Annotated in this window: 16 protein-coding genes; all 16 read right to left on the bottom strand. The window is 39.1% G+C overall.

What is annotated here, in order from left to right:
• Window positions 1–147: 147 nt before the first annotated feature.
• The gene (locus VB118_12250) at window positions 148–6303 is read right to left on the bottom strand and encodes a hypothetical protein (protein ID MEA4833371.1); all 6156 of its coding nucleotides are present in this window, start codon (window positions 6301–6303) and stop codon (window positions 148–150) included.
• A gap of 392 nt (window positions 6304–6695) precedes the next feature.
• The gene (locus VB118_12245; protein MEA4833370.1) at window positions 6696–6845 is read right to left on the bottom strand and encodes a hypothetical protein; all 150 of its coding nucleotides are present in this window, start codon (window positions 6843–6845) and stop codon (window positions 6696–6698) included.
• Between the two features lie 7 nt (window positions 6846–6852).
• Complete coding sequence (locus VB118_12240; protein MEA4833369.1) at window positions 6853–7389, bottom strand: hypothetical protein; 537 nt, start codon at window positions 7387–7389, stop codon at window positions 6853–6855.
• A gap of 36 nt (window positions 7390–7425) precedes the next feature.
• Window positions 7426–7935, bottom strand: a complete 510-nt coding sequence (locus tag VB118_12235; GenBank protein ID MEA4833368.1) for a hypothetical protein — start codon at window positions 7933–7935, stop codon at window positions 7426–7428.
• A 346-nt stretch (window positions 7936–8281) separates the two neighbouring features.
• On the bottom strand, window positions 8282–9301 hold the full coding sequence (locus VB118_12230) for a hypothetical protein (protein ID MEA4833367.1): 1020 nt from the start codon (window positions 9299–9301) through the stop codon (window positions 8282–8284).
• Window positions 9302–9591: 290 nt separating this feature from the next.
• Window positions 9592–12270 carry a MerR family transcriptional regulator gene (locus VB118_12225; GenBank protein ID MEA4833366.1) on the bottom strand — a complete coding sequence of 893 codons (2679 nt, stop codon included), beginning with the start codon at window positions 12268–12270 and terminating at the stop codon, window positions 9592–9594.
• Window positions 12271–12375: 105 nt separating this feature from the next.
• Window positions 12376–13143, bottom strand: coding sequence for a DUF6273 domain-containing protein (locus VB118_12220; GenBank protein ID MEA4833365.1), 768 nt, complete (start codon window positions 13141–13143; stop codon window positions 12376–12378).
• A gap of 4 nt (window positions 13144–13147) precedes the next feature.
• Entirely contained in the window at window positions 13148–13489 is a 342-nt protein-coding gene (locus VB118_12215) for a hypothetical protein (GenBank protein MEA4833364.1), read from the bottom strand.
• A gap of 13 nt (window positions 13490–13502) precedes the next feature.
• Window positions 13503–14078, bottom strand: coding sequence for a hypothetical protein (locus VB118_12210; protein ID MEA4833363.1), 576 nt, complete (start codon window positions 14076–14078; stop codon window positions 13503–13505).
• 212 nt (window positions 14079–14290) lie between these two features.
• Window positions 14291–14779, bottom strand: coding sequence for an ATP-binding protein (locus VB118_12205; GenBank protein MEA4833362.1), 489 nt, complete (start codon window positions 14777–14779; stop codon window positions 14291–14293).
• 237 nt (window positions 14780–15016) lie between these two features.
• On the bottom strand, window positions 15017–15610 hold the full coding sequence (locus VB118_12200) for a GNAT family N-acetyltransferase (protein MEA4833361.1): 594 nt from the start codon (window positions 15608–15610) through the stop codon (window positions 15017–15019).
• A gap of 2 nt (window positions 15611–15612) precedes the next feature.
• Entirely contained in the window at window positions 15613–16107 is a 495-nt protein-coding gene (locus tag VB118_12195; GenBank protein MEA4833360.1) for an AAA family ATPase, read from the bottom strand.
• A gap of 10 nt (window positions 16108–16117) precedes the next feature.
• Window positions 16118–16483, bottom strand: a complete 366-nt coding sequence (locus tag VB118_12190; protein ID MEA4833359.1) for a VOC family protein — start codon at window positions 16481–16483, stop codon at window positions 16118–16120.
• Window positions 16480–17214 carry a DUF3795 domain-containing protein gene (locus VB118_12185; protein ID MEA4833358.1) on the bottom strand — a complete coding sequence of 245 codons (735 nt, stop codon included), beginning with the start codon at window positions 17212–17214 and terminating at the stop codon, window positions 16480–16482. Before VB118_12185 ends, VB118_12190 begins: the two co-directional genes overlap by 4 nt.
• A gap of 92 nt (window positions 17215–17306) precedes the next feature.
• Window positions 17307–18101: a hypothetical protein gene (locus tag VB118_12180; GenBank protein MEA4833357.1), complete on the bottom strand. Its 795-nt coding sequence runs from the start codon at window positions 18099–18101 to the stop codon at window positions 17307–17309.
• Between the two features lie 122 nt (window positions 18102–18223).
• The gene (locus tag VB118_12175) at window positions 18224–18493 is read right to left on the bottom strand and encodes a hypothetical protein (GenBank protein MEA4833356.1); all 270 of its coding nucleotides are present in this window, start codon (window positions 18491–18493) and stop codon (window positions 18224–18226) included.
• Between the last annotated feature and the right edge of the window lie 242 nt (window positions 18494–18735).

The raw sequence follows: 18735 nt of genomic DNA, 5'->3' as shown, positions 1-18735 counted from the left end.
CGATGATGAATCATCGCCGCCTGATTTTGCTGTTAGTCTTTCTTTAAGGAACTTCTAGTAACAAAAATCGCGATAAACTGCGGGTTTTGGCTGGTTTTCAAACTGCCAAAACCTATGCCGTTCGAAAACGGCATTATTCTGTAGACATTATATACTGCCTGTTCCGCTGATAGAATCATATCCAAATGAAATTGATGTCAATACTTTCGCAGTAAAATCCATTGTAATAGACAGCGTTTCAAATGTACCGTCCTGGTTATATTTAATCGAGCGGTATTTCAATGTAAAGCCTTTATCTGTGCGAATAACGGATGCCAAATCGTTTTTCGAATCAGCGACATCAATTTTAACGCTAGCTCCCGGGAGAAGACCTGATATTTTTTTATAGTCACAGCCAACCACAGACAACGCGCCGACAATCCCGTCGCCTAATTCTATTCCTCTCGGAATTATTAAGTTATAGCCCGTTTCGGTTAATTTAAACTCGGCATGAGTTTCCTTCCGTCCGTCAAATACTCCGCTGTTGATTACTGCGGTAATCCCGGCAGCTGTAATCGTCTTTTTGATCGATTGATCCGCGGATGTGGTCTGAGTCGAAAAAGAAACTTTGCTGCCGTCCTTTGTCATCATATTCAAGATATTATTAAAAGACTCTTGGTTTATTCCGAAATCAAGTCCGTTAATAGTTATATCTGTCTTTGATAAAAGCCCCGTTTCAAAATACGGCATCGGAAATTTACCTGACATATCAATATATATTCGTCCTGAATACTCTGACTCAATATTATCTGAAATCGAGGTTATTATATAATCAACAAGTATTTTTTTACCCGCAGTTATCATAGCCGCATTAGATCTGATGGTTATTTCGGCATCTTCCGGTATTCCCTTGGGATATTGTCCGGAGGTAACTATATCATCTTTAGTTATGGCATATTCGTTAATTACGGTTCCGGAAATAATATTGTATAGACAGAATCCGGAGGAATGATTAATCAATACCTCTGAATCGCTTACGCAGATTATTCCATATTCACCGCTAGCCGGATTGCCTTCATATGCCTCTGAAATAAAGTTTTCTGACCAGTTTTTACTTATAAAAACTATTCCAAAGGGATTATCAGGATCCATCGAATAAAGGTTTGCAAGATACCATGTATTGTTGAACATCTTCAACGGATAATCCATGCGAAATGTAAATCCGTTGCTTGTCTTCACATATGCTTTAAAATCATCCTGAGATGTTATTATAATTCCAGCCACCATTTCTGATGTAATTTGCTTCAATTTACCAGAATCGTCAGTGTTGAACCATGAATATTCGCTTCTGTTGAGTTTTACAAGCACATCGGTAAGAGAGATTCCCATTACATCACAATAAGCTTTTATATCAATCTGTTTATCACCTTTGAGATCGAAATAATAGGTTTTGTGAATAAAATGCGTTTCCGATCCAATAATCGCAGTATTGCGACAGATTGTTATCGCAATTATACCGTTTGTTTCATCTATATCATATCCGACGCTGATTAACGAAGGTGGATTTGTCTTACATACAGGATCAAGAGACCAGCGGTTTATATATTCGATGTTCTGATCGAAAAGAGTCTTTAGCAAATTTTCAGAGAAAGCCCGGGCGTTCGCCGAACCGGATGTCAGAACAGGAAATTCGAACGAGCATGGATATGAAACATCATCATAAATGATATTAAATGCTACGGAGTATGCCGTCACTGTGTTTTTACCGGGTTCGGACTGAGAAGCGACAGCGGCGTCGACAAGCGCTTTACAATCCGGCACATATTTATTTAAAAGCATATATGCTCCGTGTTCATCCAAGCGTACTCCGGCGGAATAATCATAATAATATATAAATACTGTTTTTTCCGGTTCATACGGATAATAACCGGTGAGTATCGTCACACTGATTACCATGCAGCCATTTTTAATAAAATAACTGTAGTTTACAGAGAAATAATCGGTATTTTCAGATAATTCGGCATATTCGTGTCTGCCTGAAAGTGAAAGCTTTCCTAAAACATCGGCGACAATGGCTTTATTTATGCTTTTTGCTCCTTCAGTACCTCCCGTTATATACGGAATGCGAATTCGGAGCGGATTAAAACCGGACATGTCTCCCAAAAAGGATGAAAGTAAATTTGTATCAAATGAGGTCGCCACCTGCACTTCCGGTATTGAGACCGACTTATTATTTATCAGAGCAGATAACGAAGTTATATCAAAAAATCCGACAATCAGTTTGTCCGGCTCATTTGATATATATACTCTGAGATCGCCGCCAGGTGTCGGGAATATGCCTATTATGTCGGGTATTTTAAACGATGCGGCAACAACAGGATCGTCAGTCAGCTTTTCTTGTATTTTTGGCACTGTGGTTCCCAGATATGACGCGAATTCATCAAGTGATATTTCTCTGTCAACGGCGGAATCATAATAATACAGCGTATAAGAAGTTTTAACGCCTTTTGACGATTTTATTGTCTCAGATATTACAATAACATAAGTGTCGCATATCAATGCAAAATTATAGTCCGCACACACAACCGATTCATGCATTATATCTCCGCCGCCGGAAATATAATCAGCATATACCGCGGAATATTTCTCTTCAAATAAAGCTTCAAGCTTTTCGTTCAGAGCTTTTGCTCCCGGCATATCAGAATTCAGGCAAGGAAACCGAAGCATACACTTTTCGTAAGTATACCCATCTCCGGAAGCAATCGGGAAAAACGCGTTCGCATATTCCGCGTCCTTGATCGGTTCTTCCTCACTAAAAAGCTCTGATATAGCGTTTTCCGCTTGTGTGGTACGCGGCAATACAATGCTTTTTGTCTTGCATCCCATGTCACCGGCAACATAGACCTCTAAAGCACCACCGGAGATGAAATTCGCGGTTATAATATCAGATACGACAAATTCCCTTCCCGACGCGGAAAAGGCGTGAGGAGAGGAAACATACTGCCTGATCTCGGAAACCAGCTCGTCTTTATCAAGTCCAAGGCGAGCAAAATACTCTTTCTCATCTATTTCCGTGTTTTTTCTGATATCATAATAAAAGTTCTTATATTTATTCACACCAGAGATATCCGACGGACAAACGACTGAAATTGATATAAGCCCGTGTGCGATATCCGCATTGAAGGAATTTGTTCCGTATTCGGTAATATCCTTTACATCATCAGGCTCAGAATCAGAGGCATACATCACAATGTTATCAATTATCCATTTTGCGATCTGCAGATTGAAGGCATCTCCGGTGAGCGTCTGAATATCGGCATACGGTACCGAAATAGATATTTGACGTGCAGCTCCTTCCGACGAGGCAATAACATAAGTGTCAAGCCAAACTGATTCAATTAGAGAATCATGATTTCTGGTCAACAAATAATCAGAAACAAGCTGTCCGGTTAATTGATCAAGACGACCTGAATGGATTATATCTCCCGGTGTCACTACCGGAACATATGAAAGCAGCTTATCTGCTTTCATATCGTAATAATAAACCGAACTATCGGAGAGATATTCACCGCTGAAGCAAGCCGCTTTATGAAATATCTCTATTTTTAATATCGAGCCTTTTAACGAATATTTATATCCGACGTCGTATACCGCCTCTTCCCACATCGGTTGATCCTGTGAAGTCAGGTATACAGACTTCATATTTTTAATGTATTCCGAATACATGGAGAAGAAATCGTCTATTATCTTTTTATTCGTCGCTTTCGCTCCAGCGGTATCAAGGTTTATCCTCGGAAGTCGGAAACGACTGCATACATCACCGGAAGCAACATACTTTTCCGGGCATATGCTCGTCGGCATCGCTATGTCGAAAAGCTCGGTTACAATATCTCCGGAAATGGTCTTATTCAACAATGAATATAAATAATTCTTTTGTTGTTCAAGTGAAAGTATTTTTAAGGGGATTACAGAAACTACATTTTCATCTCTTTCGGCACCAATAAACAGCTCAAAGTCTCCGGTAATAAACGGAACAAAGCCGGAAATTTCCGATTCTTTATATTCTTTTTCGCTTTCAGAAAGATGATCGTAATGTGAGCTTAGAATTTTCGCATTCATCATCTGTTCGGGTTTTATAGAGCGATATGATAAATACTCATTCATAGATAATATTTTATCGGATGAACGGTCATAATAGAATGCTCTATTTTCATTAATTATAAAATCCGTTCGCCATAATCCTTTGTGAGCATCGATCCATACTATAATAACATTTCCGTCAACGCAGTAATTATATGAAAAACTATATGATACTTCTGTTTTTAATGGGACATCTTTTTTATATACGGATATAACTTCTCCATAGAAATCGTTTATATAATCAGTAAGCTTTTTATTAAATTCGACAGCACCGGGCTTATCAGCTGAATCGGATAGCACGGGATACTTTAAGATAAATGTATTTATAGTACCGGAATTATTAAGCTTTATTTCATATTCCTTTTCTGTCACGACACAAGGAACATATGCTGCTCTGTCTTTTTCTAGAGCTTCCAGCGCGGCAAAATCTCTCGGTATTAAAACCGAGTGTTCTCCTTTTTCTGAATTAGATAATATTACTCTTAGAGCGTACTGGCTGATTTCTGAATAGGTAAATAAAATTTGATCATTAGAAGTGTTTTTACAAGTATCGTATTCTTTAATTTTTTCTTTAAGGCTTTCGGAAGTAAATCCAAATTTTTTAATATATTCGTCAAATCCGAGTTCTTTTCCTGCTTCGCAGTCATAATAATAGGCTATACTGTGGCTGTTGACGTTTTCGCAGTCATTTAAAGTAAGATATACTGAAATTGTCTTTGTGAAAGGGTCTTCGCTTGTCGTACAGTATATCCTGTAATACTGCGATGCTCCCGAAATAACGTCATTTATATCACAAATGTCTTTTTTGCTTGTCGACGCTAAAAATCTTGTGACTTCTGAGCATATCTTTTTATTAATCGCATCTGCGGCGGAATTATCATCCGTGATAAAAGGAATATTTACATCCGACCGATATGTCACTTTTTCATCTTTATAATTTTTAAATGTACTTATGACCAACAAGCTTTGATTTTTTATGTCCGGATCAGCTTTAACTTTTTCGCTGTATATTTTTTTCAAAAGTCCGTATAGTGCGTCTGTGTCCCATTGAGAGGGATCGAATGTAATAAACATAAACAGAGGATCATTGCCGTTTATATACGATTTGCTAAGTTTATTATAATATTTTACGCTAGTATTTTTTTGTATTTCAGCTTTCTCGCCGACTGTCGTTTTTTCTGTTATTGAGATACAGACATCCTTGTTGCCGGCAGAAGTCGTTTTTAAAAAATATTTCAAAGGCGCGATAGTTTCTAATTGCGCTTGTCCTTCATGATCCGACTGTAATTCAGCTTCAGAATTAAAATCTGATCCAAATTCATTATAGAACAGTTTTACGGTTGTTATATCATCATTGAAAGATTCACAGGTGAGCTCATATTTTGTATATACAGTAATTTTACCGTCATATAGGTTTTCCGGGTCTGATCTTAATGCGGAAGTAATAACTTCGTAACCTTTTGAATTATACATTATATAATTACTTATTAAATTACGTATATGTTGAATATCGTAAAGTACGGATGATATCCTGCAATCAGTGTCTTCTTCCGCTATATCCGTAACAAATATTCCGTCCGGGAAAAGTATGCCTGCTTCTTTTGTATTGTCAGCATTTAAAATTGAAGCAATTATGTTTGTATTTGTTCCTATACTGTCAAGATAGCCTTTATAATCAATTATTGAATATTTATTTAAGTCATAATAATAGTATGTTGATTTTGTATATGAATCCGATTCGGCATATCCTACGGTTTCAAATATTCTTATCGCTATCACTTCGTTTATCATTGAATATTCGTAGCCGATATTATATACAAGATCGCTTTTGATTATCTCTTCCTGTTTCGACAGCTCTATTTGCTCTTTATATTTTTCATATAGTTTATTATATATATCTGCGTTAATTTTTACGGCAGCAGCACTGTTACCATCGCATATTTCAGGTATTTCGATTATGTTTTTATAAATGATATCAGAGTTATTCGATTTGGAAAGAAATTCGACTCTAAGAACAGGTTTTACTGTTTTATCATTGTCTTTTTCATCATTAATATATTCGGACACAGCTGTATAATCTGTCTTTTCCTCATCGCTTTGAGTTTCTGACGGATTTTCAATGTTAATGTTTTCAGTTGTATTTGTGATTTCTGTTTCAGCAGTTTCGTTTGTTTCTGTTGTCAAAAGAACTTTTTTATTGCATGACAACAAAACGAAAACCAAAGAGAAAATACAAAATATAAATAAAACTATAATTTTTTTCATTTTTTCCATTTAACAACAAAACATTAAATTTATGGCAAGATCTTTTATTAGTGCCAGGTTATATACTATATTATATAACTCTAATAATCATTTGTAAAGTGGATTTATTGAATCAGAATCATAAATATATAATCGAGTTGGAGGTCATCTATTAATTGATTGACCGACCTCTTACACCACCATGCATACCATTCGGTACACGGTGGTTCAATTATTAACTCGGCAATTAAATATGTCCTACCTTATAAGAGAGAAAAGCCCATATACCAAAGGCTTTTCTCTCTTTAAGCGGTAATTATTTAAATGACTAGTTAATAAAGCAAGATATGATGAAATTTCAGCGGCGGAAGATAAAGTAAAAGTTGCCACATATCGCCCCAGTCCCACGCATCTATGCCGATAAAACGCAGGGCAGGTATTTCTATGTACTCAAATTTTGTTGGTGTGATTTTTTCGTCCATTATATCATCACCCTTTATAAAATTCTTCTCTCGACACCTTAAGTTCGCAACCCGTGAAGGTTCCCTTTTTGCCACCGAAGTAATTGTTTTGAAATTTCCTCGTGACTTTCATTCCAAGCTTCATGAGCGGTTCTAACTTTACCTTATCATCAAACGCCCAATATGAACGAATTCCATCAATCTCCATTGTCTCAAATGCAAATTTATATAACAGGCGAAGGCCTTCGTACTCATACCCTCGACCGGCAAATTCAAGATTCATAACATGACCGATATCAAGATATTTTTCATCAGTTATTCTGTTGAAATTAACAAAGCATACAACCTTATCTATGTCTTTAGCGTAAATTGCTGACATGCTATCGTTTGTTGCCAAGTAATCAGCCATTCCTTTTATAGATTCTTCGTCAGTAGGCCATTGTTCATCGCAATATGCAAAATCAGAAGCAGCGTTCGATAATGCAATATCACGTAAATCCCGCCAATCCCCGGAAGTAAAGCTGTGTACAATAACATGCTCGTTTTCAAGGGGTTTCTGTTTCATTTTATCTTTCCTTTCAATACTATATTTTTAGAATAATCATACTTTCCCTTTGTTACAGGCAAACAGGACACCGCAACAAAACGTCGGATCAACCGGAGTTTTATCGATGTATACTTCTCCGTGCCAATATCCTACTGGATAAGGAATCCCGATACCGTCGCCCAATATTTTATCCCGTGTAATTTCATATCTTAAAAAAAATTCATTCTCCACGCCATTATCAAATACGGCATATGCAACTATTTGCGGTTTCAAATCGTGGTAATCATATCCGTCTGGTACAGTGGTATCAGCTTTGAAAAATCTTCCAATCAAATAACGGTTAACAACGTCAACTTCACCGTCGTCGTGGTGGCAAAAAGCGCATACATGCGGTATTGTCAAATCGAGACTTTCCTTCATGGATTCAAGCTGTGGCAGAAATTCATCCTTACGCCGCCACATATCGCCCCAGTCCTCTTTTGTTCGCCATGCGTCTATGCCTATGAAACGCAGTGCGGGTATTTCAATGTACTCAAATTTTGAATATTTTATCTTATCGCTCATTTTCTTATTCTCCTTATATAGAGGTGATTATATCTTTCGTTCATGATTTTCGCCGAGAGCGGTTATCAGTTTTTTAATGCATTCAAGCACAGCTTCATCATTTTCTTTGAATTTCAAGAGAATGACTTCTAGCATATCGCCGTAATAATGCGACTTCCAGTCATCCCAGTTTATGCACTCGTCAAGCCCGATTATCGACCACGCAAGATCGTGGGTGTAGCCATAACGCCAGCTTATTGTATTGAGTATATCGCCGAATTCAGGTTTTCCGAGCGTTTTTACATTTCCGATGCTGTCGTAGACATGCTCAGACTTTCTCTCGCTTTCTGTATGTTTATTTTCTTATTCATCCTTTAATATTTTCATTCAATATCTTAACAACCTGATCAATACAGTCCCCAAATTTTCGGATTTTTGCGGCAATTTTTGTCCGCTTCTCTATGTTCTGCAACGCCTCAAGCGTAACATTAAATCCGCCTCCTAAATCTTCAAGCCCGCCGTTTGCATATGTGCCTTGCCTGCCGAGAATAGAAATGATTTCCGAAATAAAGCTCAAGTCATGATTAAATTCTAACGCTTTTGATAAAAACCGTCCCGATGTTGCTGCAATTGTTTCAAAATCGCAGACAAAGCTTGTATGTGTTCCCCATAAATCTACTTCATCTTGCGTTTTACCGTCATAAAAACCATTTTCTATATCCTTAGCCCACGCATAGAATGCTCTGGCTCCGAAGTAATACTTATCAGTTTCTGTTGTTAAAATTTCGGGCATTTTTAAAACAGCTTCCCGGTAAATATCGGCAAGTATTTTCTGTTCCTTTTTTTCTCCGATAAAAATCCAACCCTTCAATTCATTGTCAGCAAAATAGGTTTCATCCAGTGAAAACTTTTCAAAATTATCGTTACATGGGTATCGTTGCAAAAGAATATTACCATGTTCTTCATAACCGCAAATTAGGCTGTAATTTCCCTTGAATTGCATGATTGGTAAGCCTTTGTCAATGTAAGCTATAAGTGTTTGCCGATACATTTCCTTATTTGATAAAAGTCTTTCTTTCGGGATATAGGTGCAAGCATACCCCATTTTATCAAATATACCCTCTATATAACTCGTGCAGTCATCATGATACAGTATATTATAATCGGATACGCAATAACGGTCGCTGTAAAAGGTATGATTTTTGGGATATACCTGTGCGAAACAATCTCCTGTAATACCCGCAATCAGCCAATAGCCGAGATCCTTTTCTCCGAGGCAATCCATGAGCCGCTCACAAGCGCCGTCAAAAGCAAAATTCTCACCGCGTTCACCGACGCAATATGTTTGAATGTTTGAAATCTGATTATTGCTTTGTTTTGTTATCATGGTTAGTTCTCCATTCTTTATTTGAATTTTTATCTGCGTTTCAAAAGGAAAAAGAAGCGTTCCTGCAAAGCCTGCGGCTTGGTAGCGCAGTTTCTGCAGCAGCTGCACTGACCCGTTAACCCACTCGTTACAGAAGGTCACGCCGTTGTCTACGCGTCGAATCCCTCAAGATACATATAAACGGAAGCGAAGCAATTGATAAATGATGTGGAGCAGAATCCCGAAAACGGGATTGAAAAATCAAGCTTTTTCATAGTGTTGTGAATCTCGCTTTCTGCATGTTTATTTTCTTATTCATCCCTTATGTTTTCTTTAAGTATATTAACAACCTTGTCCATAATATCCCCGCACTCGCGGATTCTCGCGGCGATCTTTGACCGCTTTTCAGGTGTTTGCAATGCTTCCAGCGTGACATTGAAGCCGCCCCCGAGGGCTTCCAGGTCGTTCCCGTTGTCGTTGTTCCAGATTTCCCCCGTTCGCTTATACAGCTTACTTATCTCATCCAGATATGTCATATCTGGATTCAGCTCCTTTGCACGCTGTAAAAAGCCATGACAGCAGCTGCCGTTGGTCGCAAGCACGCAGACGAAGTTGGTATACATCGACCAGCCGTCAAATTCTTCCGGTTTCATGCCGTCGAAATGTCCGTTTTCCACATCATCTGCCCACACACGGAAAGCTGCCGAACCGAAGCAGTATTTATCGTTATTGGTAGTCAGAAGCTCAGGTAGTGCATAAATTGCTTCACGATAGAGTGTTGCAAGATCCTTTTGCTTTTTTTTCTCACCGACGAAAACCCAGCCGTTTAGCTCTTGTTTGTCACTATCGATTGCTTTATCAAATGGAATACGCTGCGGCTCGTTATTATTGCCTGTTATATAAAGCAGCGTTTTTCCGTGCTCCTCGTATCCAACAAAAACGCCGTCTAAAAAACCGCTGCTGTATTCCTTATTAATTCCGTTTACCAGCGCTATGACGGGGATTCCTTTATCGATATATCCAATGAGCGCATTGAGATACATTTCTTTGTTTTTGGATATATCCTTCAATGTGACAAAGGTTGACGCATATCCGCATTTCTCAAAAATACGCTCGAAGAATCCGAAATCGCCATTTACTTGATAATGCGCGTCAATGCTATCGCCCATAAACGGTTGTTTGTAATGCTGTGTAAATACATCACCCGTAATTCCGGCGAAAAACCAATAATCATATTCTTTCTCCCCGAGACATTCCATAACATATTTCGCCGAACCGTTGAACCAGTAGTTTTCTCCATATTCGTCGGTGATAAGACGATGGATAATCGAAATAATGCTGTTGCTTTGTTTTGTGATCATGGTCAGCTCTCCGTTCTTTATTTTGGTTTTCGGGGAATACGCAAGCTGAGAAATTTTAATCGCTCTAAAATATTTCTTTCCCTGCCCGTTTGAACCGATTACAACGGGATACGCTTTCTCGCTGTTCAAATCAAGATACATATACGGAAAATTGGCGCCGCAATACCGGATTTCGCCGTTTATTATGACCGCTAGGTATTTTTGACCGATTATCCATGTGACGTGGTTATACTCGTTCGGCTTGATCCTGCCCTTATGTGGAAAATTGTAATAGTCATGGAAAACCGGCTGATGAAAACTTATGGATTCCTCCGGACGGTTTGAGTGATTATTCATGTTGATGCCGAAGCCCATAATTCCGAGATTCACCCCGATGTTATAGCCGTTATCATCGCCATGATAAAAGATAATGCTGCCCTCATTATCACCATAGCCGAACTGCTCGTCATCCATCGGCACACGAAACTCGATATCTACTCGAAACGGGAGCTTGACCGATACATTTGTACTCAGAGTCCGTGTGGAAATCCAACCGGTATACTCCACTTCGCCGTTTTCCATAACTCTGTAATGCGGATTGTTTATCGGTGTGAGCTTATCAAGCTCGACTTCTTTTTCCCACAGTATAGGATTTTGCTTTTTTAGTACACCGACCGTAATATTGGTGATTTCGGTTGGCTTCGGATAAAGCGACACGTCCGGAATCCTCTTTTTTACGGGGACATATAACGCCACAAGCTGCCGCCGCTCGTCGGGAGAAATGAGATTTTCAAGCATGGCGGCGTGACGCAGATTGCCGTCGGCTGTGTAGTCAATCTGATAAAATTTATTATCATCAAAGCTTTTTACAAGCGAATAAAACGATTGTGCTAAGTCGTCGTCGAGATACACGTTCGCCGCGGCAAAATAACCGCCGTCAAAAATGAAATCGGTAAAATTGCTGTCGTTTGTAAAACCATCTGCAATTTTTGTAATCATAACGTCGCAGTCGTTTTCCTGATACTCAAAGCTGCCGTAATTGTCGGCTTTCATTCCGTTCATTTGCAGATAACGCATGAAAGCTGTGGTGTCGGATGTTTCCGCATCATCTTTTAAGTATGAAGACAGAACTCGCATTTTCGGTAACCTGATAATCGATATGTCGAGTGGCTTTGCGAGCTTTTCCGATACCTCATTCAAAGCTTCGCTTAACGCGAAGTTTTTTTGTTCCATGTTGATATTTTCCCGTGAGGTGAGCTGCTTGTCCATTTCCTCGTATAAAAGCGGCAAAGCTGAAATCTGCTTTATGCCTTTTTCAATCATCTTCTGTAAGAATTCGTTTATGATGCGTTTAAGCTCGGATAAGGCGGTGACCTCGCCGTCGATTTCATTGATTTTGTCCACGAAAACCTGCGTGATTGCCGACATTTCGTGGCTTTCGTAAATCCGCACGATATCCTTTATGGGTATCTGCATTTTCCGAAGTACCATTATCTGCCGCAGCCGCTGCACATTCTGCTCATCATAAAAGCGATACTTTTCAAATTGTGGTCGAACGCTCGTGATAAGCCCCGCTTCCTCGTAATACCGCAATGTCCGTGATGAAAGGCCTATCTCAGTGCTGAGTTCGGTTATTTTAATTAAATTCATAGCGCTCTATTATCTCCTTTGCGGACAGTATATCACTTGACGTTACGGCAGAGTCAAGGAAGTATTATTAAATACATGAAATTATATTTTATCGTTCCTTTTCTATCAACATGTTTTTAGCCATAATGCCGGACGAATGCCGTTTATACAATGCTCGTCCTCCAGACCATTCGACAGAGAACCGAAACTATCAAACTCAAAATGTCCATCTATTAACCCGGAACAACCTGATATGTCTATAACGCCCTGGTCAAATCCGTCTCCGCAAAAGCCTGATACGAAAGCGATACGGTACCTATTCGCGCCGGGCGACCGCAATCTCCAGAACCGAACAATGCCCGTGTCATCTACAACACGGCGTGCTATGTTGTATTGGTCGTCAATCCACGGCAGAAATTCGTCCTTGCACCAGTCGCCCCATGGAGAAGGATACATATACCGCGTTTTTATCTGACCGCTGTCACCGAAATATTTCAGAACCTCGTCGATACTTAGTAAAAACACCTTGTCGGTAGTGGGATTACCACCACTTGTGCCATACCACGGATTGTCCCGATTTTCGTTTGTGACTTCAATAATGCGGTTTCTGTCATTTTCTTCAAACGAATCATAAAACTCGCTGTTCAGATATGTTCGCATATCGCAGGTTTCCCACGTGATTTCAGTTTCTCCATGGTGATACGGATGCTTTTCTATAACATTTTCGGTTAGAATAAGCATTTTATCATCTTGTTTATCCAAGACAAACCAGTCATATTTGCCGAACTTAATTTTACCTCCCGCAGGTACGGGAATAGGTCTTATCGGCGCGCCGCAGTCAGGACACATCTCTCTGTTTTGTGGGTCGTCTTTTTTACATCTAGGGCAAAGCATAAGTTTAGTCCTCCTTATATTCAAATACACTTACCGTATTACCATCGAGGTCTAGAAACCAAAATGAAAACGCGCCCCACGGACGACGCTGTGGCGGTGATGTCACAACTAAATCGGGGAACTCTTTTAGCAGACGGTTATATTCGACTTGTAAATCCTCGGTGGATAACATTATCGACATATTTTTATGTTCGGACATCGTGACATTTCCATCATCATACACAGCAATTTTAGAGAAACCATAATGAGTCCCGTCAACCTCCGGTTTTTCCTGTAATACTTTTTCGTAAAACTCAGCAAGGCGCGGAGCGTTATCGGTATGGATACAAACAGAGGCAAATTTCATCTTTCAATTCCCCTCATATATATTTCATAATCGTCTCGTCGCTCCAAATATGAGCTTCAACATACTTCAAGTGATGATTTATATTTTTGTCTATCGGATATATCCCGCGTTTGAAATCGTATTCCACATAAGGAGGGAAACCAAGTCTGTCAATGATTTGCAACATTTCGTCCGCAAAATATACCTTGTTCCAATATTCCTCATCGCCAAAAAGTGACGAATTTAAAACTGAAAATGAATCGCCGTATGTAAATGAGACGGTGAGGGGATCAAATTCTTTAAGCGGGATTTTGATAACCGCAGGGTTTTCATATGCCGATTCCCACTGTTTGTGTTCTCCGAGCATCATATACACCGGGGCAGTACGTTCAGGCTTGCCACCATGTTTTATAAACATCTCACGAAGAAGCTTGTCACGATCATATCGTTTCTGTAAAAATCCGTCGATGTCGGGATTGTGGAATTTCCCAGCGGCTTCTTGTATTAGCAAAATTTCTTTTGCTTCATTCATCGGCAATGCGGTTAGCGGCATAAACGGTCCAAAATTACGCTCGTAATAGTGGTAGAGGTAATATTTCTGTTTTTTCACATTCATCACTTCTTTTTTATTCATGATCGTGTATAATTTTCACGCTACGGGCTGTCAGTATATCCTTTATAATAGTTTGTCGGAGAAAAAGCTTTCAATTCCCATCAAGTGGATTTTGTGCCGCATGTTGCAGGTAGTGCATTCAAGAAAATAATTTATTTCTTTGCAGAATCCTCATTTAAATGCTTTTCGCATGACTATCAATACTCACTTCAACACCAATCGTTTATAATCCAAACATCAATTTCGTCTTTGTTTGGTGTTTCCCAAAAACTTAAAAACATTTTCATCGTGTTATCATCAATTACGCAATCAACAGTTCTACCAATTTTAATATCGTTATTACGTTTCCTAATGCCTTTTTGCCACATTTCATCTGGCACATCAATATAATGCCATTCTGGGATTATATTGTGGTTTTTATAAAATTCATTTGCCTCATTTCTGTCTGCCTTTTGCCAAAATCCTGTATCAATTACAACATTAAATCCTGTATTGTAGATTTCAATAGATTTATTAAACAGATAGTGTATTATCTTTTCTACTACTTGAGCGTGAGTTGAGCCAACTTGTCCGCCATAAATAGACATACTTATTTCATCAACCGATAGATGAACAGCTTTTATTTCTTTTATCAGCTTTTTTGTATAGGTAGTTTTTCCACTACATATTTTACCGCAAACCAAGATTAATTTTGGCATATACATCACTCCATTTCATAGTTTTGCATTTATCCGAAAAGCATATCAAAAATCCCAAAACAATTGTAAAGCTATATGGATTTTCCTCAAATACAAATTTTGTTTTCTTTTATTCTTAAATAAGCTTATTCATAAATTCAGTTCTAATACCTTTGCCTTAACCAACACTACAGCAAGTTCTGCAATCTCCTTTGCTAAAGCAGGCTTATTTTCTATGTAAGTTTGTTTCATTTTTCCTTAATTCTCTTTCAAACATTTCCGCATGACCGCTATGTCTTTCACTTCATAAACGACCGTAAAGCCCAATTTCTTATACATCTCGACAGGACCCATAAAATCACGGGTTGTGCTGACAAAAGCTTTATTCGGGTAGCTCTCCACCACATCAAAGCCGTCAGCTGCTGCGTCCTCGCATACACGGCATAGCAGCTTTGTCGCAATACCTTTCCGTTGCATATCGGGCACAATTACAAAGCAAAAAACCGATTTAATTTTTAAGTTTGTATCATCTACATCAACCGACTGCATAAAGCGCAGCCAGCTTATACAATGCTGACATTCCGCTTTTGTATTTGCGTTACACCAACCGATGACTCTCTCACCCTGATATGCCAGATAACCCTGAATGACGCCGTCTTTTATGTATTGCCTTGCAAGCTCCCGTCTTTTCTCCTGCGATGAGAAGTCGGTTGCTATGCGGTGATCCGCACTGCACCAGCAAACACAATAACATTTACTGCCGGGGATATCATCGTCATGCGGTGTGACATCGAAAAAGTGCAGGTAATCCTCCGTTAGTTCGGGGATCAGCTTTTTAATTTCAATGTTCATTTTCAACTACCTTTCTCAATTAATTCTTTTATTTCACAGACAATTTGATCCGGCGTTTTGTTATCAGTATTTATAACATAATCCCCGGAATACGGCGGCAAATGAAGCCATTGAAATGATACCTCATTTTCGTCCCCACGGCTTTTGTGCCGTGCCGTCAGTGTTTCCTCCGAACAGGTCAGCGTAATTCCGATTACTTCAATGTTTTTTACCGTGATATCCTTTAAAATCGGCTCTCTTATTGCTTCGTACATAACCACAACCGAAGAAAATATGACATAATTGAAATCGGAGTTCAAATAATTAGATAACACGAATGACATGCTTTTTTCACCGTTACGCAGTCTGGGGTCGCTTACCGAAAATGGATTTACACACCAGCACCAGTCACCGTCAAGATACGCGCTGTTTTCATATGATTGAAACAGCTTGTCTGCAACAGTCGTTTTACCGACACAGGGTGAACCGCTTATTATAATAAGTTTTTGTTTAGACATTCTTGTCCTCCTATTCAAAAAGACACCATGTAACGCCAAATTTATCGTTCAGAACACATTGGCATGGGCTGTAATCGCACTTTTGCGGCGGATTCTCAACTTTAGCACCGTTTTTCAAAACTTCATACGCCTTTTTCACCAAGTCCCCGCCACCTTCACCGAATTCAAAGCAAAACATCATAGTATTGCCAGATATGGCATCTTGTGTAATTTCAGATACGGCAATCGCCTGACCGTATACGTTCAGCTCGGCGTGCATATATCCGCCGTTTCCATCTTCATATGAACATAATACCTCTGCATTAAAAGCCTTCTTGTAAAGCTCCAACGCTTCAAAACCTCCTTTTACAAATACCTGCATCATTGAGCGTTTCATCTTTTCACCCACCTTTTACATTGTTCAATTCTCGCTCCTTTCGGGTTGTCGCCATGCTCAGGATCGCAAGAATACTGTGTCAACAGTTTACATGGTATATCCGGACATTCACCACAGTGCGTAAAGCCCTTATCCTGACAGCATTTCGCCACAGGACATTCGCCGTGAAACGGGTGTCCGTTTGTTTCAATACATCCGCCGCAGCCACAGGTGACTTTATATTCGCAGTCTGTGCAATGCAGTCCGCAGCGTGAGTCAACTTTATTTACTTTTCTCCGTTTTTTATAAACTACAATTTCTGCATCTGTTCCGTTTTGACCGTATTCACAGACCAGAAGATAGTTTTCATCGGCAGTCAGACCGTAGCAGCGGTTGCTGTTTTTCTTTTCCAGCTGATTGCCGAGATAAATTCTGCTGCCGTCCCAGAACTTGACCTTCTGTCCACCGGGCAGAGTGTATTCAAGATTTATGTAAGAGCCACAAAGTGCGTTTAGGTCGGTTACTTCAGGCATATCTTCAATGCCAAGTCTGTTAAATTCTGCGATGAGTTGCCTTTTCAATTCGCAGCTATCCTTTGCACAGGCGCCACAGCTCTCGTTCCCGCTTTTTAAGCAACAAGCCGCGAGCATGCATTCACCGCCGAATGGCTTGCCCTTTGTCGCACTGCAACCGCCGCAAGTATCCTTTAATTCACACTTACCGCAGTCAAGACCGCATATTGATTTTGCCATTGTAAATCCTCCGTTTTGTTTTTTACATGTTAGAAGGGTGTCATGTTTGTACAAGCTTAATTATTATTCTTATATTTTTCCAACCGAAATATTTATTTATCTGTTGATGTTATATTGTTTGTTAACCGGCGAAATATTTGATTTTCAATATTCGTCCAATTATTATTTGAGACATCGCACATTACGACAGGAGCGGATAACATTGGTAGTACGACTGAATCGACTTTGTTTCGTTTTTGCCAAAAGACAATTTTTTCTTCATTGAGTGGTGGTTGTTTCCGGCATATACGCGCATTTATTAATCTGTTTCTAATATTATCAGAATAAAGATAAAAAACAATAGGAGAATAATCCGATACAAAAGCAAGCAGTGTATTTAAGTGATTTGCAATTTCACAAGAAGAAGCGTTATTATTTCTCATTAAATCATTTGTCATATGACTTACAAGTGAAGCATCAAAAATTTCATAATCATAACTGCTGTTACTATCTCCAAAGCATCTCCACATCATAGAATAAACTTCAGTAAATTTTAAAATTGGCAGTTTATTCTGCGGATTGTAACAAAATTCTTTATCATGTAGTAATTGATGAAGTTGTGTACAGAATAATGATGTGCGCCCCGTTTGATATCTGACTAAAACATAATCACCTTTATGCAATGTGTTTTTAACAATCTTATCAACTTCTTCAGGAAATGAATCCAGTAATTTCTCGTATTCGTATGGAGTTATATACGATACCCAGCATAAATCAAGAGCACTGTCGTAATCACCTTCATAATGGCATTTGACCGAGTACCCAAAATCAGACAAAGACTTACCAAGATTAGATACAGTGGTCGATTTTCCGACACCGGAAACTCCTTCAATAAAAATTAATCTCAAAATTATAAATTCTCATATTTTATTATATTTTCAACTTTCTCAGCTCCGGTGATAAGGTGTATGTAACCTCTCCTCCAGATATGGCGGACAAAATAAAATCGGTGAGTCACTACTCCCGTTTATTATAACAGTGCACCGAATAACACATCCATTATAATATCATACCTTGGTTTGAAGGCTCGTTTTGTCCTCTCGCTAAGGTCATTCCAGTCATGCTCGAAATACTTCACCCACTCGGCAACCGAATCCGTGTTTATCTTATTATACTTGAACGCAACACCAAAACACATCGGTATATTATCATAATGCGAAATTATATCGGCATCGGCGACACACAATTCTTCAATATTATCAGCATATTTACTGCTTCGGTGGTGTAAAATGCAGCCCAAGACCCGCTGTTTTCTGTCATCCGGATAACCGTATTCGCTTAAAAGTCTGTCGGCGATGACCTTTCCGTTGATATGATGATCTGCGCGCGTTCCGACCTCAGTAATTAATGTCTACTGAACAAATACGAATTTCAAATTTCGCTGCGGTAGATGATGTGTTATTAGCAAACAATATAGGAACACAAAAAAGGCGCAAAGAACCTTTTTCAGGTTCAGGACAATAACAGACATAGCGATACAGT

This window comes from Oscillospiraceae bacterium, from assembly GCA_034925865.1.
Lineage (GTDB): Bacteria > Bacillota > Clostridia > Oscillospirales > SIG627 > SIG704.
Note: the sequence above shows the minus strand (reverse complement) of the source record. Positions and strands in the feature narration are given on the sequence as shown.

Excerpts from the sequence above, each read along its gene's own strand:
- VB118_12245 (MEA4833370.1), bottom strand. The coding sequence starts at position 6,845 with ATGGACGAAAAAATCACACCAACAAAATTTGAGTACATAGAAATACCT.
- VB118_12240 (MEA4833369.1), bottom strand. The coding sequence starts at position 7,389 with ATGAAACAGAAACCCCTTGAAAACGAGCATGTTATTGTACACAGCTTT.
- VB118_12235 (MEA4833368.1), bottom strand. The coding sequence starts at position 7,935 with ATGAGCGATAAGATAAAATATTCAAAATTTGAGTACATTGAAATACCC.
- VB118_12230 (MEA4833367.1), bottom strand. The coding sequence starts at position 9,301 with ATGATAACAAAACAAAGCAATAATCAGATTTCAAACATTCAAACATAT.
- VB118_12225 (MEA4833366.1), bottom strand. The coding sequence starts at position 12,270 with ATGAATTTAATTAAAATAACCGAACTCAGCACTGAGATAGGCCTTTCA.
- VB118_12220 (MEA4833365.1), bottom strand. The coding sequence starts at position 13,143 with ATGCTTTGCCCTAGATGTAAAAAAGACGACCCACAAAACAGAGAGATG.
- VB118_12215 (MEA4833364.1), bottom strand. The coding sequence starts at position 13,489 with ATGAAATTTGCCTCTGTTTGTATCCATACCGATAACGCTCCGCGCCTT.
- VB118_12205 (MEA4833362.1), bottom strand. The coding sequence starts at position 14,779 with ATGCCAAAATTAATCTTGGTTTGCGGTAAAATATGTAGTGGAAAAACT.
- VB118_12200 (MEA4833361.1), bottom strand. The coding sequence starts at position 15,610 with ATGAACATTGAAATTAAAAAGCTGATCCCCGAACTAACGGAGGATTAC.
- VB118_12195 (MEA4833360.1), bottom strand. The coding sequence starts at position 16,107 with ATGTCTAAACAAAAACTTATTATAATAAGCGGTTCACCCTGTGTCGGT.
- VB118_12190 (MEA4833359.1), bottom strand. The coding sequence starts at position 16,483 with ATGAAACGCTCAATGATGCAGGTATTTGTAAAAGGAGGTTTTGAAGCG.
- VB118_12185 (MEA4833358.1), bottom strand. The coding sequence starts at position 17,214 with ATGGCAAAATCAATATGCGGTCTTGACTGCGGTAAGTGTGAATTAAAG.